The organism is Sphingomonas sp. AC411, assembly GCF_979253035.1.
In genome coordinates this window covers 755,971-779,480 of record NZ_CEEDAQ010000001.1, presented here as the reverse complement: position 1 = coordinate 779,480, position 23,510 = coordinate 755,971, and the positions used below count along the sequence as shown (strand labels likewise).

Genomic DNA, 23,510 nt, shown 5'->3' with positions numbered 1-23,510 from the left:
TGGCCGTTTTCATTTGGGTGGCGCGATCGTGATGGCGAGCGGCAGGGTATCCTGGCCGCGTTCTACGGTGATGGGGACGTTGCCGCCGCCCGCGAAATCCTTGGCGATCCGGTCGAGATCGCCGGGGCCCGAGACGGGACGACCGCCGATCGAGGTGACGACGTCGCCGTCCTTGAGCCCGGCCGAGCGGAAGGCGTTGCCGGTACCTTGCGCGCGGACGGTGAGCCCGCTGATGCGGCCGCCGTCGATCCGCGGGATGAAGCCGATCTCGCTGCGGAGCTGCGCGACCGGGATGCCGACTGCGGGGATGCCGGAAGACGCGGTGGGCGCGCCGACCGGAGCGGCACCGGGCGCGACCGGAGTGACGGCGCCGGACTGGTCGAGGAACAGGTCTTCGTCGGCGCCGCCGCGGTCGATCGTGACGTGATCGAACGCGACCGCCTTGAGCCGCACCCCGGGCTGGATCTCGTCGCCGATCGCGACGCTCTGCTGCACGCCGTCGGGGCCGGCGATGATCGCGGAGCTGCGCCCCATCGCCTCGTCCATGCGCGTGCCGAACAGCGTGAGTTGCAGCGACGTCACGGTGGAGGGCTGGCCGCCGGCACCGCCCAGACGGAAGAACGGGTCGAAGCCACGGAGGATGTCGGCAGGCGAACCGACCACCATCGCCGCAGCCGGACGCCAGTCGCCGAGCGGCGTGATCGGCGTCACGATCGTCCAGGCCAGCCGCGCGCACTGCACCGCCAGCCCGGCCAGCAGCGCGAGTTCGACGACACTATAGACATTCACGACCGGCATACGCCGCAAGATACGGCGCGCCCGCGCGTCCAGCTTCAATCGCATCCGCGACCCACCCCATTTTCCCGCATCTCGTCGCGTAGGCATGCCATGTTACAATTCCGCGTCAATGGCTTGCGCGTTGGTTGCCCGCATTCCGATGGGGTAGCGCATCGCGTTCGGGGTTGGCAGAAGACGCGGATGTCCGAGCATCTCCCTCCAGCGGCTCCGGCCTGCCCCCGAACCGGTCATCGCGCGGCTTTCCGCCCCCGGCGTGCAGCGGGTGCCGAGCGCGAAGCTCGACCTGTTCGTGCGCAAGGATTTCCTGCCGCCAGAGCTGTGTGCGGCGCTGATCGAGCGGATCGATGCGGTGCGGCGACCGTCGACGATCTCCGATTCGAACGGCGATGCGAGCTATCGGACGAGCGAGACGGGCGACCTGTCGGCGGAAGATCCGGCGGTGATCGAGGTCGAGCGTCGTATCCTGGCGCTGACCGGACTGGACCCTGCGCATGGCGAGCCGTTGCAGGGGCAGCGCTATGCGGTCGGGCAGGAGTTCAAGGGACACACCGATTATTTCGAGCCGAGCGGCATCGATTACCAGCGCTATTGCGGGGTCGCGGGAAACCGGACGTGGACCGTGATGGTCTATCTCAACCAGCCCGAGGCGGGCGGCGCGACGCGGTTCAAGGCGATCGACAAGATCGTCCAACCGGAGACGGGCAAGCTGCTCGCGTGGAACAACCGGCGTGCGGACGGGAGCCTGAATGCGGCGACGCTGCATCACGGGATGAAGGTGCGTGCAGGGGTCAAATACGTGATCACGAAATGGTTTCGGGAGAAGGAATGGCGGTGAGGCTTGGTGCTTCGATCCTCCCCCGCCAGGGGAGGTGGCTGGCACTTCGCCAGACGGAGGGGCGGAAAGGGTAACCCTCTGTTCCGTTTCCTCCCCTCCGTCACCTTCGGTGCCACCTCCCCTGGCGAGGGAGGATCGAAGAGTGGAACCCGAACGCCTCTAGAACTGCACGCTCGCTCCCAGCGTGAAGACGCGGCCCAGTTTGTAGCGGTTGATGTCGACTTCGTTGCCGTTCGAGAAGGTCTGGTACTCGCGGTACCCGGTGCCGGTCAGGTTGCGCGCCTCGAACTTCACCTCGATCTGCTTGCCCGCCACCGGGATGCCCTGGCGCGCGACGACGTCGAAGCGGATGCCGGGCTTCTCGATCAGGTCGGGCAGGCGGACGCCACCGCCGCCGCCGACCGGGCCGCGGTTCGTCACGCGGTCGCTCGCGTAGTTGAACAGCAACGTCAGCTGCGACAGGCTGGCCTTGTCCTCGATCCCGAGCTGCAGATTGACGAGATGGTCCGACTGGCCGGTCAGCGCCGCGCCGTCCTGGAACAGCACGTTCGCTGGACGAAGGCTGGCGGTCGTGCCGTTGGACTGGATCGGGCTGGCGATCAGCTCGTCGCCGATCTTCAGCGCCGAATGCGTGTAGGTGTAGTTGGCGATGGCGACGAGGCGGCGGGTCGCGAAGAAATCGCCGCCTACGCCGTCTAGCGGGATGTATTTCTGAAGCTCGACCTCGCCGCCGTACAGGTCCGCGCGCGGGGCGTTGGCGAAGCCGGTCTGGAGCGTGTCGCTGCCGGCCGGGAAGAACGCGACCGCCTCGATCGGGTTGTCGATGCGCTTGTAGAAGCCCGCCAGATTGAACTTCTGATCACGCGCGAAATACCATTCGTAGCGAAGCTCGCCGTTATACAGCTGCGAGTCGGTCAGGAACGGGTTGCCGAAGAACAGGCGATCGCTCTCGAAATCCTGGTACAGCTGGGGTGCGAGTTCGCGGAACTGCGGCCGGGCAAGCGTCTTCGACATATGTCCGCGAAGCTGCATGTCGGACGCGAAGTTCCACGTCACCGTGACGGCCGGCAGCCAATAGGACCGCGCGAGGTTGGTCTGCGCGAACGATACGCCGACACCACCACCCGGCAGCACCGTTTCCAGTGCGTCCTCGTAGCGGATGCCGACATTGGCGCGCAGGCCGTCGGTGATCTCGCCCTCGACCTGGGCATAGGCACCGTGGATCCGCAGCGACGCATCATAGGTCGGCGCGCAGGTCGGCGCGACGCAGGTGTTCGCGAGGCCGATGCCATAGGTCTGGAGATTGAAGTCCGACAGCAGGAAGTCTGGCCGCTGCTGCGCGACCGCATCGTTCAGCGCCACGTTGCCCGCGGTCTGGTAGCGGAAGGTGTAGCGGCTCGAGGTACGGTCGGTGTCGCTATAGGCATAGCCGACCGACAGCGCGAACGGGCGGTCGAACGGCACGTTCCAGGTGAGGTTGGCCTGTCCCGACCACAATGTCTCGTCGAGTTCGCTGAACGCGACCGTCGCGCTCTGCAAGCCGCTGAGGTTGTTCGTGTAGTCGCCGACGTTCTCGTTATATTGATAGGTGAACTGGCGCTCGTAGGGCGAGTTGCGCTCGGTCTTGGCGTAGCTGCCGCGGGTATCGAGCGCGAAATCGCCGAACTTGAACTCGCCGACCAGCTGCGTGTCCATCAACTGGCGTTCGAACCAGCTGGTGTTCTGGACGATGAACGGCTGGATGCCGGCGACATCGCCGATGTTCGAGGTCGAGCCGGTGCTGAGGCGACCCTGCTTCAGCGTGTCGTGGATGTAGAGGTTGGTCCAGCGGATCTTGTTCTCGCCGAACTCCGCGCCGAAGCCGAGCAGGCCGTTGACGATCGAACGGTTGTCGGTCAGCACCGTGCGGAAATCGCGCGTGAGGATGCCGCCGACGTCGTCGGTCGACTGCTGGATCGTGTCGCGCGTCCGCCACGTGTTGCTGATCCCGGCCGCGGCGATCACGCCGACCCGGGTGCTGCCGATATCGGCCGAGGTGCCGAAGCTGGTCTCGCCCGACAGATTGGCGGGGATCTGGTTGTTCTGTTGCAGCAAGGTCGTCTTGGCGTTCGACAGCGCGGTGATCTGCGCGCCGGTCAGCGACGTGCCGTCCGCGCCCGCCGTCTTGACGAAGCCAGGCACCTTGCGCTCGCCGCTGTCAAAACCGGTCCAGTCGTGCTTGCCGCCATCATAGACATAGCCGAGTTCGCTGGTCGTGACGGTGTCCGCGCCGACCGAGCCGCCGAACTGGAAGAACGTCTTTTCCGGAACCGCCTTGGTCGTCAGGTTGATGACGCCGCCGCCGAACTCACCCGAGTAATTGACCGAATAGCTCTTCTGGACGACCGCCGATGCGATCACGTTGGTCGGGAAGATGTCGAGCGGGACGACGCGGCGAAGCGGCTCCGGCGATGGCAGCGGCGAGCCGTTGAGCAGCGACGACGAATAGCGATCGCCGAGACCGCGGACATAGACGAGGCCGTTGCCGACGACCGACAGACCGGTCACGCGCTGGAGAGCGCCAGCGATATCGCCTTCGCCGGTTCGCGCGATATCGGCGGACGACAGCACGTTGACGACTTCGGCGGTGGCGCGCACCGCGTTGGGCACGTTGCGTCCGATGACGACGATGTCTTCACCGCCAGAATTGCCGCCGGGGTCGAGATCTCGACCTGCTCCTGCGTCTGGGCGGCCTCTGCCGTCGGGTTGCCACGGTCTTCGACCGGCGTGCCCGCCTGTGGCGAGACGACGCTGCCGGCTGGAGCGCTTTGCGCGAACGACTGCGCCGGGACGAGCGTCGTCGTCGCGAGCAGGACGGAGACGAGAACGGATGACTTCATGGCTGCCCCGGCAACAAGAGGAATTCGGTAGGTAAAGGCTGCGCGGCGGGCCCCCGCCCCCGCGCAGCCTCAGGCTTGCGTCGGTGTCAGCTGGTCGGCAGCGCGGTGCAGGCGGTGCTGGTCGTACCGAAGCTCGCGCGGTTCGAGTTGCAGGTCCAGCCGCGGTACCAGGTGTCGGTGGTACCGTTGACCGCACCGACATAGCTCGTGTTCACGAGGAACGAGCTGCCCGATGGGTTGAGCGTCGCCGCGTTGAACGCGGTGGTCGTGGTCGACACGCCGGCCGGCAGGAACGTGCCCGTGACGGCCGAACCGACGGCCGCGCTCTCGGTGTTGTTGGTGCCGGCGCGGAAGAGGGCCTGCTGCTCTTCGGTCGTCACGGTGACGCCGTTTACGGTGGTTGTCGCATACGGCGTCAGGCAGCTGAACACGACCGAGTTGAATACCGGCGGCCCCTTGTCCTCCAGTGTCGTGCTGGCGGGACGGATGGTCGTCTTGCCGCCTGCGTCGGCGCCGGCGATGACGTTCAGGCACGCGCTGCTCGGATTGCTGACGATGCCGTTGACGAAGGTCGCATCGGCACCACCGCGCAGACGGATCGCCGCGTTGGTCGCGGTCGAGGTCTGGATGAAGGTGAAGTTGGCAAGGTTGTAAGCCTGGCGCGGCAGGGCATCTTCCGAACCGTTCGAGTCGATCTCGGTCGAGTAGTTGTCGGTCTGCGTGTTGTTCGGCTTCTGGATCGCGAGCACGAACTGCACGAAACCCTGCCAGCCGACATCGGTATCCAGGCCGTCATCGTCCGAACCGGTCAGCGCGAGATAGCGCAGGTTGCTGCGGCCGCCGAAGATCTCGATGCCGTCGTCCGAGCTGTTGTGGATCTGGATGTGATCGAGCACGGTCGCAGACCCGGTGCCGCCGAGCGTCAGGCCCTGAAGCTCGTTGTTCGGGCTGATGACGGTGCCCGAATACCGGATCTGGACGTAACGGATGGTGCCGCTGTTGTCGGTCGGGATGGCGCCGCCGTACAATGCGGTGCTGGTGCCCTCGACGACGTTCTCGCAGGCTGCGTTACCGCCGGGGACGGTGGTGTTGCAGTTAGAGATCGGCGCGCGACCCGCCAGGATGATGCCGCCCCACAGGCCCTGCGATTCGTCGGTGACGCCGCCGGTCAGGTTAGCCTGTGCGGTGAAGATGATCGGCTGCGTCTCGGTGCCCTCGGCGATCAGCTTCGAGCCGCGGTTGACGACCATGTAGTCGTTGTCCGCGTTGGTGGTGTTCGCATAGACCAGCGAGCCGGCCGCGATCGTCAACGTAGTGGGGATGCCCGTCGGCACGGTGCCGGCACCACCGATGTCGACACCGACATCGACCCGGCCGTTGATCTCATAGGCGACGCCCGCGACCTTCGGCAGGCTGAGCGCGGTGGTGATCAGCGACGGCAGGCGGCACGAACGGTAATTGCCGAGCACGCCGACGTCGGTGGTGCCGGTCGGGCACGACGTGGCGGGCGTACCCGGGGTCGGCGTCGGCGTCGGCGAAGGGGTCGGGCTCGGCGTCGGCGTACCCGGAACGACGATCACGCCCTCACCCGGCGAGGCGACACTGTCAGCGCCATCGCAGGCCGAGAGTGCGAGGCAGGCAGTGCCCGCCAGCAGGACAAGACTCGTGCGCTTGAAGATGGTCATTCGAGAGACTCCCGGTCGAAATCGTTGATCTGATGGATCGACTCAGGCTCCCCTGCCGACCTCGATTAGGCGACTATGCGGGGCGCGTGACGTTACGATGCGATTTGCGTGACGCTTGCATGACTGCGATATGACTGTTCGATGACAGCGCGCCCGGCGAAGGGTTGAAATCGGGGCGCGCGAACACATCTCTTCCGATCCGGCGCGCGATGATTTACAGGCGCAGCCAGAGTCACCGCTGGCGCATCCCTGCGACCGTGCGGTCAGACCATCATTACAGGATATCTCGACAACAATGGCCTCTTTCAAGGACCCCAGTTTCCAGGACCGCACGAGCAGCGCAGCCGCCGCCAAGCAGAAGGCGCTCGAAGCGCTGAAGGCGAAGCCGCCGATCGACGAAGCCGTCGTCGCCGAGCGCCTTGCCGCGCGCGAAGCCAAGGAACTCGCCGAGCGCGAGAAGCGCGCCGCCAAGCGTGCGGCCGAGGACGAGGCCAAGGCTGCGAAGAAGGCCGAAGCCGAGGCTGCTGCTGCGAAGAAGCGCGAGGCCGAGGCCAAGGTCGAGCTGACCGACGCCGAGAAGAAGGCGATCTCGCGACGCGAAATATGCGGCGCGGAAGAACAAGAAGAAGTGATGTTGGGGGCGGCCGTGGTGCCGCCCCGCTAAGGCGGCGATACTGACAGGTCGCCCAAACCCGAACTCCACCCTGGCGAAGGCCGGGGCCCAATTGGAAAAGTTCCGGTAACGGAGCGCAGTTCGTCGTTAGCGACGTTCCTCAGTTGGGCCCCGGCCTTCGCCGGGGTGGTTGCGTGTGGGCGCCGCACGACCTCTCCAGACCAAGGAAGTGCGGATAACGGACGGCTGAGGGTGTCCCTTATTCCGCCTGTTCCCAACCGCCCCCAGCGCCTTGAACAGCGCTACCGTCAGCTGACGCAACTGTGCGTCGCTCGCCACAAGCTGCTCCCTCGCCGACAAAACATCCGTCTCGGCATCCAGCAGCGTATTCTGCGCCACGAATCCCGTGCGGTACTGCGACTCCGCCGCCTTCGCGCTGCTCTGCGCATCGACCACCGCCCGCTGCAACGCTGCATTCCGACGCCGTTCGGCCGCGATCTGCGCCAGCGGGTCCTCGACGTCGCGCAACGCCTGCAACACGGTCGAGCGATAGCGGAGATACGCCTGCTCGCGGTCTTCTTCGCGCGACTTCACGGTCGACTTGCGCCGGCCCCAGTCGAGCAGCGGGAACTGCGCCGCACCGCTCGCGGTCAGCTGGAGGCTGTCGCCCGAGAACAGATTGCCGAGCGCGGTCGAGATGAGCTGGCTCATGCCGGTCAGGCTGAACTTCGGGTACATATCCGCCACCGCGACGCCGATATCGGCGGTAGACGCGGCCAGATCGCGTTCGGCCGCGCGGATGTCGGGACGTCGCCGCAACAGCTCGGAGGGCAGCCCGGCGGGGATCGTCGGCACGCCGAGCGGCGCGACCGAAGGCGCCGCGAGTTCGGTCATCAGCGTCGCAGGCGGCTCGCCCAGCAGGATCGCGAGCGCGTGCATGCGGACGTCGACATCGGCGCGAACCGGTTCGGCACGCGCCTCGGTCGAAGTTATCGAGGCCCGCTGGCGCGTCACGTCGATCGGCGGGACGAGGCCGACCTTGGCGATGTTGCCGGCGATGGTCAGGGAACGGCGCTGGTTGGCGATCTCGCCTTCGATCGTCGCGAGCTGTGCCTGGTCGAGCCGGAGCGCGAAATATGCCTGTGCGACTTCGGCGGCAAGCGTCACCGCGGCGTCGCGCTTGGACCAGATCGCCGCCTCGGTGCGCGCGCGCGCCCTCGGTGCTACGGCGGACGCCGCCGAACAGGTCGAGTTCCCAGCTTGCATCGAAGCCGACCGAATAGGTTGTGATCCCGCTGCCGGGCAGCGCGATGCCTCCGGCCGAGCCGGTGCCGCCTGCGCCCGTACCGCCGCTGAACGCGCGCGCGATCGACGCGAGGCCGGCATTCTTGCTGAACTCGATATGGCTCGGGCTGGCGCTGGCGTTGACGCTCGGCAGGCCTTGCGAGCGCGCGACGATCTCCTGCAACCGCGCTTGGCGCACGCGCGAGGCGGCGATCGCGATGTCGGGATTGCCCTTCAGTGCGCGCTCGACGAGGCCGTCCAGCTGCGGATCGCCGAACGCCGACCACCAGCGCGCCGGGTCGACGGTCGCACCTACGCTAGCCTGCGGCCCGACGAACGCCGGCGGCACCGGCATTTCCGGCGCCACATAGTTCGGACCGACCGTACAGCCCGCGAGCAGGGCTGCTCCAACGAGCGAAAACCGCGCACGCATCAATGCATCCCTCCCGAGGGCGCGCTGCCGGTCTTGCCGGAGCGCATGAATAGAACCAGTGGCGCGACGACCAGCACGACCACCATCATCGCGCGGAACACGTCGAGGAAGGCGAGCATCGTCGCCTGCCGCTGCATCTGACTGTAGAGCACCGCCAGCGGCGTGGTCGACGGATCGCCCTGCCCCGCAAACGCGCCCGCCGCCTTCTGCATCCAGTCGTTGTAGTTCGGATCGAGCGGGTTGAGCGTCTGCGTCAGTTCCGACTGGTGCCGCTGCAATCCGCCTGCGAGCTGGGTCTGCGCGAAGCAGATGCCGATCGTGCCACCCAAATTGCGCGACACGTTGAGCAGGCTGGAGGCCTGCGCGGTCTGCGTCTGCTTGAGCCCGACATAGGCGATCGCGTTGATCGGCACGAACAGGAACGGCAGCGCCATCGCCTGGAACAGCCGCGCGAACGCCGCGTCGGAGAACGCGATGTCGGCGGTCAGGTGGCTCATGTTCCACAGCGCGAACGCCTGGACGAGCAAGGCCGGGAAGAGCAGGAAGCGGACGTCGACCAGCCCACTCAGCCGCCCTGCGAACGGCACCATGACGAGCGTCGCGAGGCCGCCGGCGGTCAGCGCGAGGCCTGCGTCGAGCGAGCTGTAGCCGAGCACCTGTTGCAGCATCTGCGGAATAAGCTGCGTGGTGCCGAACAGGATCATGCCGGTGACGCCCATCACGCCGATCGTCAGCGCGAAATTGCGGTTCTTCATCAGCTTGAGATCGATCACCGGGTCCTTGTGGTTCAATTCCCAGATGACGAGGCTGACCAGCGACACCGCTGCGATGATCGCCGACATCACGATGAAGCCGCTCGCGAACCAATCCTCGCGCTCGCCCCGGTCGAAGGTGAGTTCGAGGAAGCCGAGCCCCAGCGCGACCAGCGCGACGCCGACATAGTCGATCGTCAGGCCGTTCTTGAAGCGCTCGTCGCGGTCCTTCTTCACTTGCGCCGGCTCGTCGACGAAGGTCTCGACCGCGAACCACGCGGCGATCCCGACGGGGACGTTGATCAGGAACACCCAGTGCCAGCTCGAATATTCGACGATGTAGCCGCCGAGCGTCGGCCCGAGCACGGGGCCCACCACGACGACGATCGCGAAGGCCGCGAACGCCATGCCGCGCTTTTCGGGCGGGAAGGTGTCGGCGAGGATCGACTGTTCGACCGGCGCGAGACCACCGCCGCCAATGCCTTGCAGCACCCGCGCGACGACCAGCGTACCGATATTGGGCGCGAGGCCGCAGAGCAGCGACGCGAGCGTGAACAGCGCGATCGACAGCAGGAAATAGCGCTTCCGGCCGATCGCGTCGCTGAGCCAGCCCGAGATCGGGATGACGATCGCGTTGGCGACGAGGTAGCTGGTCAGCACCCAGGTCGCCTGATCGGTGGTGATCGACAGCCCGCCCGAGATATGATCGAGCGCGACGTTGGCGATCGAGGTGTCGAGCACCTCCATGAAGGTCGGAATCGAGATGATCGCGACGATCAGCCACGGGCTGTACTTGCCCGCCGCCGACCGGCTCGGCGACCAGACATGGCCGCCGCCCGCATCGGCTTTCGCCCCAGTTTTTTGAGCGGGCGCCTTGGCCACCTCAGCGAACCTTGACGGTCGGCACCACCGACATGCCCGGGCCGATCGGATAGCGCTTCGGATCGGGGCCGTTCTTGGCATCGAACACGATCCGCACTGGGACGCGCTGGACGACCTTCACGTAATTGCCGGTGGCGTTCTGCGGGGCAGCAGCGCGAACGCCTGGCCGGCGCCGCGCTGGATCGAGTCGACATGGCCCTTGAAGTCGACGCCGGGATACGCGTCGACATGGATGTCGACGGGCTGGCCGATCTTCATCAACGTGAGCTGCGTTTCCTTGAAGTTGGCGGTCACCCACATTGTGTCGGGGACGATCGCCATCAGCTGCGTACCGGGGGCCACGTAGGAACCGACGTTGACCGAGCGGTTGACGACCTGCCCCGCGACCGGCGCGGTGAGGCGGAGATCGCCGATCGTGACCTTCGCCTGCTCGACCTGTGCGCGGCGGGCGTCGATCACCGACTTCGCTGCGCCGACCTGTTTGCGGGCAACGCTGATCTGGGCGGTGGCGGTGTCGATCTGCTCACGCGCGGCGGCGGCATCGGCGGCGGTCTGGCGGGCGGTGGCGCGTGCCTGGTCGAGCTGTTGCCCGGCGACCGCGCTCGGATCGAGCCGCAGCAACGCCTCATAGCGCGCGAGATCCTGCTGCGCCTTGATCGCGGCTGCCATCGGTACGCGCGCCTGCGCGGCCGCCTGCTGGCGCTGCGCTTCGGCGGCGGTCACCTGCGCCTGCGCCTGCGCGAACTGCGCACGCGCCTGCGATCTGTTCGCCTGCGCCTCGGCGACCTGCGCGTCGCGGCCGGATGCCTTGATGACGGCGAGCAGGCGGCCGGCCTCGACGTGGCGGTTGTCGATGTCGGCGACCTGGACCAGCGTGCCTGCGACCTGTGGCGCGAGGCGGACAATATGCGTGTCGACGAACGCGTCGTCGGTCGATTCGAACTGCCGCGCGTGCAGCCAGTAGAGCACGCCACCGATGATCAGCCCGCCGACGACGATGACGAGGATGATCCAGAACAGCGGCTTCTTGAACACCGACGGCTTCTTGTCGTCTTCGTCCGCCTCGTCCTGCTGCTCGGTATCGGACTGCTGATCCTCGCCGTTCGGGTCGGGCTTGCGGCCGTCGTCCTCGTGGTCGGTATCTGAGTGGTTCGTCTGGTCGGTCATGCCTGGCCCTGTTCTTCAGCACGCATCGAATCGAGAATGGCGTCGATATTGGCGTCGATCCGCGCCTTGATATCGAGGATGTCGGAAGGCTCGAGCGTGTCGCGCTCGAGCAATTTGAGGCAGGTCGCGCGGCTCGATCGCAACGCCACTACCTGCCCGAGCAGCGTAATCGTCGCGATCCGCGCGGTGCGGACGTTGCGCAGGCCGGTCGCGATGCAGACGAACTCGCCGAGCTGTCGCACCATCTGGCCCATCACCCCGCCATAGATCCGTTCGAACGCCTCACTCGGCTTCATCTGTTCGCGCAGCACGAAAGCGTCCAGTCGGCGCTGTCGGCGCTCGCCATCTTGTCGGCCAACCGGCCGAGGATGCGGTGAATCTGCGCGCGTGCGCCAGCCGCATCGTCGGCCGCGATCTCATGGTCGAGGTCGAGCGGGTCGCCCATCACCGCGGACATGCGCTCGGCGATCCGGTCGGCGGCGGCGAGGTACAGCCCCTCCTTGCCGCCGTAATGATAGGTGATCGACGACATCGCGGTGCCGGCCGCAGCGGCGATGCCGCGCGTGCTGGCGCCTTCGAGGCCCTTGGCGCCGAATTCGCTGATCGCGATGTCGAGGAGTCGGGACTGGACCACGCGGAGCGTTTAGTTCGATCGAACGAACGAGCCTAATGAAGAAGATGTCATGTTTGGGGGGGCGTCAGGCTCTATCCGGACGCCTCCTCCCCGCCTGAAAGGGAGGGGTTGGGGGTGGGTAGGCCCGCTTGTGCCGCAACCGTCCGCCGATACGGATGCCGACCCACTCCAGCCCCTCCCTTTCAGGGAGGGGGAAGAAGGAGCGCCTTCCTGGGAGCAAAGGACGAAGGGTGACGCCGTAGCCAGAATAGAAACGCCGGCCCCTTCGTGCGAAGGAACCGGCGTAAATCTGGTGGGCGCGACAGGGATTGAACCTGTGACCCCACCCGTGTGAAGGGTGTGCTCTACCGCTGAGCTACGCGCCCGAAACTCGTTCGGAAGCGGGCCTTTAGGCAGGGCGCGCCTGCCTGTCCAGCCCTTTCGATGGCGATCTCTTCGATCCTCCCCCGCGAGGGGGAGGTGGCGCCAAAGGCGACGGAGGGGGAGCACCACGCAACGCAGGATCCGCTTACCGCCCCCTCCGTCAGGCTGCCGCTTGCCACCTCCCCTGCCGGGGGAGGATCGAGGGCTTGTTAGTTGACTGCGTCCTTTAGGCCCTTGCCGGCCTTGAACTTGGGTTGGGTCGAGGCCTTGATCGTCATCGGCTCGCCGGTGCGGGGATTGCGGCCGGTCGACGCCTTGCGCTTCGAGATCGAGAACGTGCCGAAACCGACCAGGCGAACCTCGTCGCCCTTCTTCAACGATGCCTCGATCGCGTCGAACACCGCCTCGACCGCCTTGGTTGCGTCGGCCTTTACGAGCCCAGACGTATCCGCAACCGTAGCGATCAGCTCCTGCTTGTTCATATAGTCCCCGGAAAACTCGAATCGCCTGCGATGGACTCGCAGCCGCACTCAGCGCGGAACAATGCGGCGGCTCCGTCTGCTGTCAAACGAAACCGCCGCGTTATCGCTTACGATCCAAACATGGATCAGTGGTGAAGGCCACCCCCGACCGGCGCGATCGGTGCAGGCGGCAGGGCCGCCAGCTCGTCGGCATCGGTCCACTCGATCGCTTCGAGCGGTTCGGTCAGGGCCAGACGGAGCACCTCGTCGACATGCTTGACGGGAATGATCTTGAGCCCCGCCTTGATGTTCGCCGGAATCTCCACGAGGTCCTTCTCGTTCTCGGCCGGGATCAGCACCGTCTCGATCTCGCCGCGCAGCGCCGCGAGCAGCTTCTCCTTGAGGCCACCGATCGGCAGCACCCGACCGCGCAGTGTGACCTCGCCGGTCATTGCCACCTCGCGCCGGATCGGCACGCCGGTCAGCGTGGAGACGATCGACGTGACCATGCCGATCCCCGCCGACGGGCCGTCCTTCGGTACCGCCCCTCGGGCAGATGGATGTGGATATCCTTGCGCGCGAACAGGCTCGGCTTGATCCCGTAGCTCGGGGCGCGGGCCTTCACATAGCTGAACGCGGTCTCGATCGACTCCTTCATGACGTCGCCGAGCGTGCCGGTGAGCTTGGCCTGGCCCTTGCCCGCCACCGTCACGCTCTCGATCGTCAGGAGCTCGCCGCCGACCTCGGTCCAGGCGAGCCCCGTGACCGCACCGATCTGGTTCTCGGTCTCGCCGAGGCCGTGGCGGTACTTCTGCACGCCCGCATATTCGCCGACGTTCTCAGGCGTGATCGTCACGCTGGTGGTCTTATTCTCAAGGATTTGGCGCAGCGCCTTGCGGCACAGCTTGGCGATTTCGCGCTCCAGCGTGCGCACACCGGCTTCGCGCGTGTATTGCTGGATGAGCGTACGAAGCCCCTCCTGCGTCAGCGTGAACTCGCCCGGCTTCAGGCCGTGCGCCTCGATCTGCTTCTCGATCAGATGCCGCTCGGCAATCTCGACCTTCTCATCCTCGGTGTAGCCTTCGAGACGGATGATCTCCATGCGGTCGAGCAGCGCCTGCGGAAGATTGAGCGAGTTCGCGGTGCAAACGAACATCACGTCCGACAGGTCGATGTCGACCTCCAGATAATGATCTTGGAACTTGCCGTTCTGCTCCGGGTCGAGCACTTCGAGCAGCGCCGACGCCGGATCGCCGCGGAAATCCTGGCCGAGCTTGTCGATCTCGTCGAGCAGGAACAGCGGGTTCGACGTGCCGGCCTTTTGAGATTGGTCACGATCTTGCCCGGCAGGGAGCCGATATAGGTACGGCGATGCCCGCGGATCTCGGCTTCGTCGCGCACGCCGCCGAGCGACTGGCGAATGAACTCGCGCCCGGTCGCCTTGGCGATCGACTTGCCGAGCGAGGTCTTGCCGACACCCGGAGGACCGACGAGGCAAAGGATCGGCCCCTTCAGCTTGTTGGTGCGCGCCTGCACCGCGAGATACTCAACGATCCGGTCCTTGACCTTCTCGAGCGCGTAATGGTCCTCGTCCAGCGTCACCTGCGCGGCGGCAATGTCCTTCTTGATCTTCGACTTCTTGCCCCAGGGGAGCCCGAGCAGCACGTCGAGATAATTGCGAACGACGGTCGCCTCGGCGCTCATCGGCGCCATCGTCTTCAGTTTCTTCAACTCGGCGGTCGCCTTGCCGCGCGCTTCCTTGCTCATCTTGAGCGTGGCGATCTTCTGCGTCAGCTCGGCGATCTCGTCGCCTTCGCCTTCGCCGTCCTCGTTACCCAGCTCGCGCTGGATCGCCTTCAACTGCTCGTTCAGGTAATACTCGCGCTGCGTCTTCTCCATCTGGCGCTTGACGCGGCTCTTGATCTTCTTCTCGACCTGCAGGACGCCCAGCTCGCCCTCCATCGCGACCATCGCCATTTCGAGACGCTTAGACGGGTTGGTCTCGATCAGCATCGCCTGCTTCTCGGCGACCTTGATCGCGATGTTGGCAACGACCGCATCGGACAGCTTCGACGCGTCCTCGATCTCCGACATCTGGACCGCGGTCTCGGACGCAAGCTTGCGATTGAGCTTGGCGTAATTCTCGAACTGCTCGACCACCGATCGCATCAGCGCGGTGACCTCGGCGCCTTCGACCTCGGCATCGGCGACCGTCTCGACCGTGGCGGTCAGGAAGTCGCCCGATTCGTCCAGCGTCTCCAGCGTCGCGCGCTGCTTGCCCTCGACCAGAACGCGGACGGTGCCGTCGGGGAGCTTCAGCAGCTGGAGTACGGTCGCGGTCACGCCCATCGAATACAGGTCGTCGCGCGCGGGATCGTCCTCGGCCGGGTCGACCTGCGCGACGAGATAGATCTCCTTGTCCGCTGCCATCGCCGCTTCGAGCGCGGCGACGGACTTATCGCGGCCGACGAACAGCGGCACGATCATGTGCGGGAAGACGACGATGTCGCGAAGGGGAAGGACGGGGTACTGGGTCATGAACGCTCCGGTGGGTGCCTGCATGGGGGCATAATCTGTAGCTTATATGGTGAGGATGAAGCGTCCATCAATTGGTTGCCGGTTGGAACGGGTTTTCGCGCGGTAGCCGACGGCCAGTCGTTCTCCTGCGAACGCAGGAGTCCAGGATATCAAGCGGCGGTACTCGTGATCCTGGGCTCCTGCGTTCGCAGGAGAACCGAAGAGGCCGGATCGCACTTGTATGCGGGCCTCCCAGGCGCGAGAACGCGGCATGATCTCCCGTCTCCTCCTCGCCGCCAGCGCCACCGCGCTCCTCGCCGCCGCACCGCTCCCGAAGAAGGGCGAACCGGCGATCACCGCGCAGACGCAGCGGTCCGGTGGGGTACTGACCCCGGAGCAGACCGCGCTCCGGTTCGACAGCGCCGACCTCGCGTTCGAGGTGTTGCCGGAGACGGAGAGCTTGAACGGCGTGGCGACTTTGGTCTTCACCGCCAAGGCCCCCTCGCCCGCCTGCCGATCGACCTCGACCGCAACCTTCCGGTCAGCGCGATTGCGATCGACGGCGTGCCGCTGGCACCCTGGGCGTGGAGCAATCCCGAGGGACGGCTCATGATCACGCTGCCCAAGCCGGTCCCCGCCGGTGGCAAGGTGACCGCGAAGATCACCTATGGCGGCACGCCGCACGTCGCGGTGAAGGCGCCGTGGGACGACGGGATGGTCTGGTCGAAGACGCCCGATGGCCGGACTTGGTTCGCGACGACCGCGGAAGGCTATGGTTGCGACCTGTTCTGGCCGTGCCTCGATTTCCCGACCGGCGAGCCCGCGCTGGTGACGCTGCACATCACCGTGCCGAAGGGGTTGAAGGCCCCTCGAACGGCGTGCTGCTCGGCGTCGATACGCTGGCGGATGGCCGGACGACGTGGAACTGGCGCGCCAAGCATCCGAACACCTATGGCATCGCGCTGAACGTCGGGCCGTATGAAGAGATCAGTGGCGCGTACAAGAGCCGGTTCGGCAACAGCATCCCGATGTATTACTGGTATCTGCCGGGCGAAAAGGCGCAGGCGGAAAAGCTGTTCGCCGAGTTCGCGCCGACGCTCGATTTCTTCGAGAGCATGATCGGCCCCTACCCGTTCGGCGACGAGAAGCTCGGCGTGGTCGAGACGCCGCACAAGGGCATGGAGCACCAGACGATCAATGCGTACGGCAACGATTATGCCAAGGCGCCAGAGGGGTTCGACTGGCTGTTCCAGCACGAGTTCGCGCATGAATGGTTCGGCAACCAGCTGACCGCCGCCAATTGGGACGATTACTGGCTGCACGAGGGCTATGGCACCTACATGCAGCCGCTCTACGGCCAGTGGCGCGAGGGGCGCGCGCGCTATGCGGCGATGATGCAGGGCGAGCGCACCTCGATCATGAACCTCAAGCCAATCACCCAACAGCGCGTCACCACCGAGGAGGAGGTGTACGAACTCGACAAGGGCGGCGCCGGGCAGGACATTTATTACAAGGGCTCGTGGATGCTCCACACGCTGCGCGGGCTGATCGGGGACAAGGCGTTCTTCGACGTCACGCGGCTCGCGGTGTACGGACGCGCGGATCCGAAGCCAGGGAATTTCGCGCCGCGGTTCGGGTCGACCAAGGAGTATGAGGCGCTCGTGCGGAAGGTGACGGGGCAGGATTACAAGTGGTTCTTCGACGTGTATCTCCGTCAGGCGGCGTTGCCCGAACTGGTCGAGACGCGGACGGGGAATACGGTGTCGCTGGCGTGGAAGGTGCCGGGTAACGGACCGTTCCCGCTGCCGGTCGAGGTGCAGATCGATGGGAAGACGCGGACTTTGCCGATGACGGGTGGGAAGGCGAGCTTGTCGGTCCCCGCTGGCGCGCATGTCGTGATCGACCCCGATGCGCTGGTCCTGCGGCGTAGTGTCGCGCTGGAAGACGTGGCTGCCTGGAAAGCCGCGCAAGCTGCGAAGGCCAAGCCCCAATGACCTCTTCATCGTTCCCCGCGAACGCGTGGGCCAAGGGTCCCAGGAGACGGCGCTCGACACTCCTGGACTCCTGCGTGCGCAGGAGAACATCTGGGGATCCCGCGCGGCGGAGATGGCGGCGATCTTCATGGTCGGGGACGGCTTGATCGGTCTGCTCCAGCCCCGCCGACACGTCGATCTCTGGAAGGACGACGCACTTGGCACCGAGACGCTGGTAAAGCCGTTCGTCGATCGGCCCGGTCGCCGCCGCCTGTATGCAGTCGTGCAGATCGCCGCAGGCCTCGCCTTGGCGGCACGCCAGAGACGATGAAGGCGGCGGGCTGGCTCCTGCCGGCGCTAGCGCTTGCCGGCTGCGGCTCGGGGCCGGACGCCGGCGCGACCGACCAGATCGCGCGGGGCAAGCGCGTGTTCAGTCGCTGCACCGCATGCCACACGATCGGGCAATATGCGGGCGATACCGATGGTCCCAATCTCTACGGCGTGATGGGCGGCCCGATCGGCGAGCGCCGCCCGCGCTTCTCGTACACCGCCGGACTAAAGGCGCTCGGCGGCAACTGGGACGCCAAGCGCATGGACCGGTGGCTCGCCAACCCGCGCCGGATGGTGCCCGGCACCACGATGGCCTTCGCAGGCGTGCCCGACCCGAAGGATCGCGCCGACGTCATCGCCTATCTGTCGACGCGAGGCCCCTGAGCTCAGGGCACCACCGTCGTGAACAGATAGGCGGCGAAAATCACGAGGTGGACGACGCCCTGCAACACCGTCGTCCGCCCGGTGCCGAGCGACAGCGTCGCCACGAACAACGACAGCGCGAGCAGCGTCATGCTCTTCGCATCGATGCCCAGCGCGATCGGCAGGTCGAGCACTAGCGACACGATCGCCACGCTCGGGATCGTCAGGCCGATGGTGGCCAGCGCAGAACCGAGCGCGAGGTTGAGGCTGGTCTGCAACCGGTTGCGCCGTGCGGATTTGTACGCGGCGAGGCTTTCGGGCGCGAGCACCAGTGCGGCGATGATCACGCCGACCACCGTTAGCGGCAGGCCGGCACCGATGACTGCGGCTTCGATCGTCGGCGACAGCGTCTTGGCGAGCAGCACCACCGAAACGAGTGCGACCAGCAACGCCGCGAACGCGATCCCGGTCGCGCGGCCCGATGGCGGCGCGGCGTGATCGTCCTTGTCGTCGGTCGAGGGCAGGAAATAGTCGCGGTGGCGCACCGTCTGGACCAGCACGAACGTCCCGTAGAGGACCAGCGACACGACCGCGACGAAGATCAACTGCGACGATGCGTAGGTCGGCCCCGCCGTCGACGAGGTGTAGTTTGGCAGGATCAGCGATAGAACCGCCATCGCCGCCAGCACGCCGAGCGCCGCGGTCATGCCCTTCAACGTGAAGCGCTGCTCGTGATGCCGCACCGCACCCGCCAGCAGGCAGAGGCCGATGATGAAGTTGAGGATGATCATGATCGCCGCGAACACCGTGTCGCGCGCGAGCGTGGCCGCGTCGCCAGCATTGGACAGCATCAGCGAGACGATCAGCGACACCTCGATCACGGTGACCGCGATGGCAAGGACGAGCGTGCCGAACGGTTCGCCGACCTTATGCGCGATGACCTCGGCATGATGCACCGCGGCGAGCACGCTGCCGATCAGGACGATCACCGCGGCCGCAGTACCGAGCGTGCCCATCTTGGCAAGCCCGATCAGGACCGCGACGAGGCCGAGGCCCGGTGCGATCAGCGTCCAGATCGGGAGCGCCAGCCGGTCCGGCATCGTCTCCGCCACGTGTTCGGTCGGTCGGTCGGCCACTTCGATCGTCATGCATGCTCCCTCGTTCCACTTGGATAACGAATGCGTGAGGGGCGATAAGGGTCCGAGTCGGGGCGATTGCGGTGCGAGGTGGATCGGATAGGTTGCTGCGATGTTGGCGCCCGATCTTCGCGAAACGCTGGTCAAGGCGGCGGCGGCGATGCGTGAAGCGCAGGACCCGTGGTGGGTCATTTCCAGCGCGGCGGTGGCACTCCACGGTGTCGGACCGGTCGAGGTCGGCGATGTCGATCTGTTGATGAGCGTGGGCGACGCCCGACGACTGATGGATGGGCTTGGGATAGCTCCGATCGAGGATGGCGCGAGTTCGCTCTTTCGGTCGACGCTGTTCGGGCGGTGGGAGACGCCGCCCTTGGTCGTCGAGATCATGGCGGGGTTTCATGTTGCGACGTCGGCTGGGTGGACGGAGGTTTTACCGAGGACGCGCGTACCGATCTTCGTCGAAGGATGCGCTGTCGACGTACCAGAGCGCGCGGAGTTAGCCGGGATGCTCAGGCTGTTCGGGCGTCCGAAGGATCTGGAGCGGGTTCGGCTTTTGACCTCGCAGACGTAGCGTCAAATTCACCCTCAGCATTCCCACAATTATAGGTGACGACGGGACGGACGATCAGGCTCGGCAAGAGATCCTCCCCTGCAAGGGGAGGTGGCGCGAAGCGACGGAGGGGTGATGGCCTATCGAGAGCGGGTCACCCCTCCGTCAGCGCTCCGCGCTGCCACCTCCCTTGCAGGGGAGGATCAAAGCGATCTCCGCCGCACCGATGCCGCCCGTTCTGACGAAAGTCGGCAACCAGAGCGACCAAGACCTGCGTGCCGGACCCTGGGTCCTCACTTTCGTCAGGATGACGGGGCATTTGCTGACCCCGCTCTCTCGGGCAAAACGAAAAAGGGCGCCGATCGCTCGACGCCATCTTCCGTGTCTCGAACCAGTTCCGCTTAAGCAGCGTCGCCGGTCTTCTTCTTCTCGGCATAAACCCGAATAGGTTCCTTGCGGCCTTCGATCACGTCCTTGTCGATCATCACCTCGTCGACGCCGTCCATGCCGGGCAGGTCGAACATCGTGTCGAGCAGGATGCTCTCGAGGATCGAGCGAAGCCCGCGCGCGCCGGTCTTGCGTTCGATGCCCTTCTTGGCGACCGACACCAGCGCGTCGTCGGTGAAGCCGAGCGCGACGTCCTCCATCTCGAACAGCTTCTGGTACTGCTTGACCAGCGCGTTCTTCGGCTCCTTCAGGATCTTCACCAGTGCGTCGACATCGAGATCCTCGAGCGTCGCGATCACCGGCAGACGACCGACGAACTCGGGGATGAGCCCGAACTTCAGCAGATCCTCGGGCTCGACCGACTTCAACGTCTCGCCAGTCTTGCGCTCGTCCGGCCCCGCGACATACGCGCCGAAACCGATCGACTTACCCTGGAGGCGATCGCCGATGATCTTCTCGAGACCCGAGAACGCACCACCGCAGATGAACAGGATGTTGGTCGTGTCCACCTGCAGGAATTCCTGCTGCGGATGCTTGCGCCCGCCCTGCGGAGGAACCGACGCCGTCGTGCCTTCCATCAGCTTCAGCAGAGCCTGCTGTACGCCCTCGCCCGACACGTCGCGCGTAATCGAGGGGTTCTCGGCCTTGCGCGAGATCTTGTCGATCTCATCGATGTAGACGATGCCGCGCTGCGCCCGCTCGACATTGTAGTCGGATGCCTGGAGCAGCTTGAGGATTATGTTCTCGACGTCCTCGCCGACGTAACCCGCCTCGGTCAGCGTCGTCGCATCGGCCATCGTGAACGGCACGTCGAGGATGCGAGCGAGCGTCTGCGCGAGCAGCGTCTTGCCGCAGCCGGTCGGGCCGACCAGCAAGATGTTCGACTTGGACAGCTCGACATCGGCACCCTTGGCGCCGTGGTTGAGCCGCTTGTAGTGATTGTGCACCGCCACCGACAGCACGCGCTTGGCGCGCTTCTGGCCGATCACGTAATCGTCAAGGACGTCGCAGATCTCCTGCGGAGTCGGCACGCCGCCATCCTTCTTGGACACCAGCGCGGACTTCGTCTCCTCACGGATGATGTCGTTGCAAAGTTCGACGCACTCGTCGCAGATGAACACGGTTGGACCCGCGATCAGCTTGCGTACCTCATGCTGCGACTTGCCGCAGAACGAGCAATAGAGGGTGCTCTTCGAGTCGCCACCGCTCAGCTTCGTCATTCAATCACCTCTCGCGCATGTCGGTGCACGTGCCGTTTCCGGGGCCGCTACCGTAACGCACCCCGGAGTTCCTACAATCAAATAAACCGGCAGGGTTTACGATTCGCCCCATGCCAGTGTCGGTTAAGCGGGTTTTGCAGCATCATCCGCCGGTGCCGGACGCTTGTCGAACACCTCGTCGACCAGGCCGAAATCCTTCGCTTCGTTCGCTTCGAGGAACGTATCGCGGTCCATCCGGCGCTCGATCTCCTCGATCGGCTGGCCGGTATACTGCGAATACAGCTCGTTCATGCGCTTGCGGATGCGGAGAATCTCGCGTGCCTGGATCTCGATGTCGCTGGCCATGCCCTGTGCTCCACCCGATGGCTGATGGATCATGATGCGTGCGTTGGTCATCGCGACGCGCATGCCGGGCTCGCCGCTCGCGAGCAGAAAGCTGCCCATCGACGCGGCCTGGCCGATGCAGACGGTGCCGACGCGCGGGCGGATGTACCGCATCGTATCATGGATCGCCATGCCCGCCGTGACGACGCCGCCCGGCGAGTTGATGTACATGAAGATGTCCTTCTTCGGGTTCTCGGACTCGAGGAAGAGCAGCTGCGCGGTGATCAGCGAGGCCATGCCGTCCTCAACGCCGCCGGTCACGAAGATGATGCGCTCGCGGAGCAGGCGCGAGAAGATGTCGAAAGAGCGCTCGCCGCGGTTCGACTGCTCGATGACGATGGGAACCAGGCCTGCTTGCGTCTGCTGCAGGCCGAGCCCGGCGCTGGCCAACGGGCTCGCGAAATCGCCGGTCTCGAACGGATTGTGCATGGAAATCTCTCTTATGCCCCAGTGAACCGCTAACATCGGCTGTCCGGGAGGGGAGTTCAAGCCCTTCGCACCTCTCCCACCGGGGAGTGAGAGACGCTGAGCGATCCTCCTCCGCCAGGGGAGGTGGCGCCGAAGGCGACGGAGGGGGAGGACACGGAACCGCGATTATCGGCTACCTCCCCTCCGTCTGGCAAGGGCCAGCCACTCTCCCTTGCGGGGGAGGATCACAAGAATTGAGGGGCGAGGGAGTCAGAGGCCTGGGGCGGGGTAGGCTAGGTACGCGAGGCGGCGGACTTCGCGGCGGCCTCTTACTACCGTGTCGAGGATCAACCCCGTGAAGACGTTAAGCGCGGCGAAGATGCCGAGCCCGGTGATCAGGATCGCGGTCGGGAAGCGCGGGACCTGGTGGATCTCGATATAGGTCAACACCAGCGGGATGCCGAGGCTCAGCGCGAGCAGTCCGAACACGCTGCCGATCGCGCCGAAGAACCAGAGCGGGCGCTCGATCCGGTACAGCGTCATGATCGTCCGCAGGATGCGCCAGCCGTCGCCATAGGTGCTGAGCTTCGATTCGGAGCCTTCTGGGCGCGCGTAATAGGGCGTCTCGACCTCGCCGATCGGCATCTTCAGTTCCAGCGCGTGGACGCTGATTTCGGTCTCGATCTCGAATCCGGCCGAGAGCGACGGGAAGCTCTTCACGAACCGGCGCGAGAACACGCGGTAGCCGGAGAGGATGTCGGTGAAGCTGCGGCCGAACAGGCGGGCGAGCATGCCGGTGAGCAGCGCGTTGCCGAAGCGGTGCCCGCGGCGGTATGATTCCTGGACTTGGCTGATGCGTGAGCCGACGACCATGTCGAGCTGCTTGTCGAGGACGCGCTTTACCAGATTCGGTGCGGAGGCGGCGTCGTAGGTCGCGTCGCCGTCGGCCATGACGTAGATGTCGGCGTCGATGTCGGCGAACATGCGGCGGACGACCGCGCCCTTGCCCTGGATGCGCTCGGTCCGGACGACCGCACCGGCGGCGCGCGCGACCTCGATCGTGCGGTCGGCGCTGTTGTTGTCGTAGACGTAGATGGTGGCGCCCGGCAGCGCGGCGCGGAACCCGGCGATCGTCTGCGCGATCGCGGCTTCCTCGTTGTAGCACGGGAGCAGGACGGCGATTCTCGGTTCGGTCATGCCCTGCCCTACGGAGTTGAAAGACGACATCGGAGATCGAGCAGCGGTCGAAACGTCAGTCAACGCACCATCCCAAAACGCACTTCCCCGGCGAAGGCCGGGGCCCAGTTGGGGAAGGCCCATAACGGAGCTTTGCGGCTCGTTACAGCTACCTTTCCAACTGGGCCCCGGCCTCCACCGGGGAAGTGCCCCTTTACGG

The 23,510-nt window shown here is 65.7% G+C and carries 18 protein-coding genes, 1 tRNA gene and 3 pseudogenes; 6 read left to right on the top strand and 16 right to left on the bottom strand.

The features are described 5' to 3' along the window. Positions 1–9 precede the first annotated feature (9 nt). Positions 10–843 (bottom strand): type II secretion system protein N, encoded by an 834-nt coding sequence (locus tag AC0IX7_RS04090; RefSeq protein ID WP_471810636.1) that lies wholly within the window; start codon positions 841–843, stop codon positions 10–12. Positions 844–988: 145 nt separating this feature from the next. On the opposite strand from AC0IX7_RS04090, the gene AC0IX7_RS04085 reads away from it, so the two are divergent. Continuing rightward, on the top strand, positions 989–1,633 hold the full coding sequence (locus AC0IX7_RS04085; RefSeq protein WP_471813726.1) for a prolyl hydroxylase family protein: 645 nt from the start codon (positions 989–991) through the stop codon (positions 1,631–1,633). Positions 1,634–1,792: 159 nt separating this feature from the next. On the opposite strand, the gene AC0IX7_RS04080 is transcribed toward AC0IX7_RS04085, so the two are convergent. From AC0IX7_RS04080 to AC0IX7_RS04070, 3 genes are all read right to left on the bottom strand, one after another. Further along, entirely contained in the window at positions 1,793–4,282 is a 2,490-nt protein-coding gene (locus tag AC0IX7_RS04080; RefSeq protein WP_471810635.1) for a TonB-dependent receptor domain-containing protein, read from the bottom strand. After that, the gene (locus tag AC0IX7_RS04075) at positions 4,177–4,512 is read right to left on the bottom strand and encodes a hypothetical protein (RefSeq protein WP_471810634.1); all 336 of its coding nucleotides are present in this window, start codon (positions 4,510–4,512) and stop codon (positions 4,177–4,179) included. The genes AC0IX7_RS04080 and AC0IX7_RS04075 overlap by 106 nt, the downstream gene beginning before the upstream one ends. A gap of 86 nt (positions 4,513–4,598) precedes the next feature. Then, complete coding sequence (locus tag AC0IX7_RS04070) at positions 4,599–6,197, bottom strand: hypothetical protein (RefSeq protein WP_471810633.1); 1,599 nt, start codon at positions 6,195–6,197, stop codon at positions 4,599–4,601. 295 nt (positions 6,198–6,492) lie between these two features. Here AC0IX7_RS04070 and AC0IX7_RS04065 point away from each other — a divergent pair, with 295 nt between their 5' ends. After that, the gene (locus AC0IX7_RS04065; protein ID WP_471810632.1) at positions 6,493–6,861 is read left to right on the top strand and encodes a DUF6481 family protein; all 369 of its coding nucleotides are present in this window, start codon (positions 6,493–6,495) and stop codon (positions 6,859–6,861) included. Between the two features lie 96 nt (positions 6,862–6,957). Here AC0IX7_RS04065 and AC0IX7_RS04060 read toward each other — a convergent pair. From AC0IX7_RS04060 to lon, 8 genes and pseudogenes are all read right to left on the bottom strand, one after another. After that, a pseudogene (locus AC0IX7_RS04060) lies at positions 6,958–8,449 on the bottom strand (efflux transporter outer membrane subunit). A gap of 77 nt (positions 8,450–8,526) precedes the next feature. Further along, positions 8,527–10,161, bottom strand: coding sequence for a DHA2 family efflux MFS transporter permease subunit (locus tag AC0IX7_RS04055; protein ID WP_471810631.1), 1,635 nt, complete (start codon positions 10,159–10,161; stop codon positions 8,527–8,529). A 117-nt stretch (positions 10,162–10,278) separates the two neighbouring features. Beyond that, positions 10,279–11,328, bottom strand: a complete 1,050-nt coding sequence (locus AC0IX7_RS04050; protein WP_471810630.1) for an HlyD family secretion protein — start codon at positions 11,326–11,328, stop codon at positions 10,279–10,281. After that, on the bottom strand, positions 11,325–11,639 hold the full coding sequence (locus AC0IX7_RS04045) for a CerR family C-terminal domain-containing protein (RefSeq protein ID WP_471810629.1): 315 nt from the start codon (positions 11,637–11,639) through the stop codon (positions 11,325–11,327). The genes AC0IX7_RS04050 and AC0IX7_RS04045 overlap by 4 nt, the downstream gene beginning before the upstream one ends. Then, on the bottom strand, positions 11,621–11,962 hold the full coding sequence (locus tag AC0IX7_RS04040; RefSeq protein ID WP_471810628.1) for a TetR family transcriptional regulator: 342 nt from the start codon (positions 11,960–11,962) through the stop codon (positions 11,621–11,623). The genes AC0IX7_RS04045 and AC0IX7_RS04040 overlap by 19 nt, the downstream gene beginning before the upstream one ends. A 290-nt stretch (positions 11,963–12,252) precedes the next feature. Further along, a tRNA-Val gene (locus AC0IX7_RS04035) sits at positions 12,253–12,327 on the bottom strand. Between the two features lie 207 nt (positions 12,328–12,534). Continuing rightward, positions 12,535–12,807 (bottom strand): HU family DNA-binding protein, encoded by a 273-nt coding sequence (locus AC0IX7_RS04030; protein WP_131585619.1) that lies wholly within the window; start codon positions 12,805–12,807, stop codon positions 12,535–12,537. Between the two features lie 125 nt (positions 12,808–12,932). After that, a pseudogene (gene lon, locus AC0IX7_RS04025) lies at positions 12,933–15,324 on the bottom strand (endopeptidase La). A gap of 250 nt (positions 15,325–15,574) precedes the next feature. On the opposite strand from lon, the pseudogene AC0IX7_RS04020 reads away from it, so the two are divergent. The 3 genes and pseudogenes from AC0IX7_RS04020 to AC0IX7_RS04010 all read left to right on the top strand — a co-directional run bounded on the left by AC0IX7_RS04020 (position 15,575) and on the right by AC0IX7_RS04010 (position 17,990). Continuing rightward, a pseudogene (locus AC0IX7_RS04020) lies at positions 15,575–17,297 on the top strand (M1 family metallopeptidase). Between the two features lie 25 nt (positions 17,298–17,322). Beyond that, positions 17,323–17,607 carry a hypothetical protein gene (locus AC0IX7_RS04015; RefSeq protein WP_471810627.1) on the top strand — a complete coding sequence of 95 codons (285 nt, stop codon included), beginning with the start codon at positions 17,323–17,325 and terminating at the stop codon, positions 17,605–17,607. After that, a complete protein-coding gene (locus AC0IX7_RS04010; RefSeq protein WP_471810626.1) occupies positions 17,604–17,990 on the top strand; it encodes a c-type cytochrome in 387 nt (128 codons plus the stop codon). Before AC0IX7_RS04015 ends, AC0IX7_RS04010 begins: the two co-directional genes overlap by 4 nt. Before the next feature lie 2 nt (positions 17,991–17,992). Here the strand turns inward: AC0IX7_RS04010 and AC0IX7_RS04005 are convergent, their stop codons facing one another. Next, positions 17,993–19,117, bottom strand: a complete 1,125-nt coding sequence (locus AC0IX7_RS04005) for a calcium:cation antiporter (protein ID WP_332745374.1) — start codon at positions 19,115–19,117, stop codon at positions 17,993–17,995. Between the two features lie 100 nt (positions 19,118–19,217). Between AC0IX7_RS04005 and AC0IX7_RS04000 the strand changes: the two genes are divergently transcribed. Then, complete coding sequence (locus tag AC0IX7_RS04000; RefSeq protein ID WP_471810625.1) at positions 19,218–19,676, top strand: hypothetical protein; 459 nt, start codon at positions 19,218–19,220, stop codon at positions 19,674–19,676. Between the two features lie 380 nt (positions 19,677–20,056). Here AC0IX7_RS04000 and clpX read toward each other — a convergent pair whose 3' ends face one another. From clpX to AC0IX7_RS03985, 3 genes are all read right to left on the bottom strand, one after another. After that, on the bottom strand, positions 20,057–21,322 hold the full coding sequence (gene clpX, locus AC0IX7_RS03995) for an ATP-dependent Clp protease ATP-binding subunit ClpX (RefSeq protein WP_056048170.1): 1,266 nt from the start codon (positions 21,320–21,322) through the stop codon (positions 20,057–20,059). Between the two features lie 123 nt (positions 21,323–21,445). Further along, complete coding sequence (locus AC0IX7_RS03990) at positions 21,446–22,135, bottom strand: ATP-dependent Clp protease proteolytic subunit (protein WP_031396413.1); 690 nt, start codon at positions 22,133–22,135, stop codon at positions 21,446–21,448. A 249-nt stretch (positions 22,136–22,384) separates the two neighbouring features. Further along, entirely contained in the window at positions 22,385–23,311 is a 927-nt protein-coding gene (locus tag AC0IX7_RS03985) for a glycosyltransferase family 2 protein (RefSeq protein ID WP_471810624.1), read from the bottom strand. Positions 23,312–23,510 lie beyond the last annotated feature (199 nt).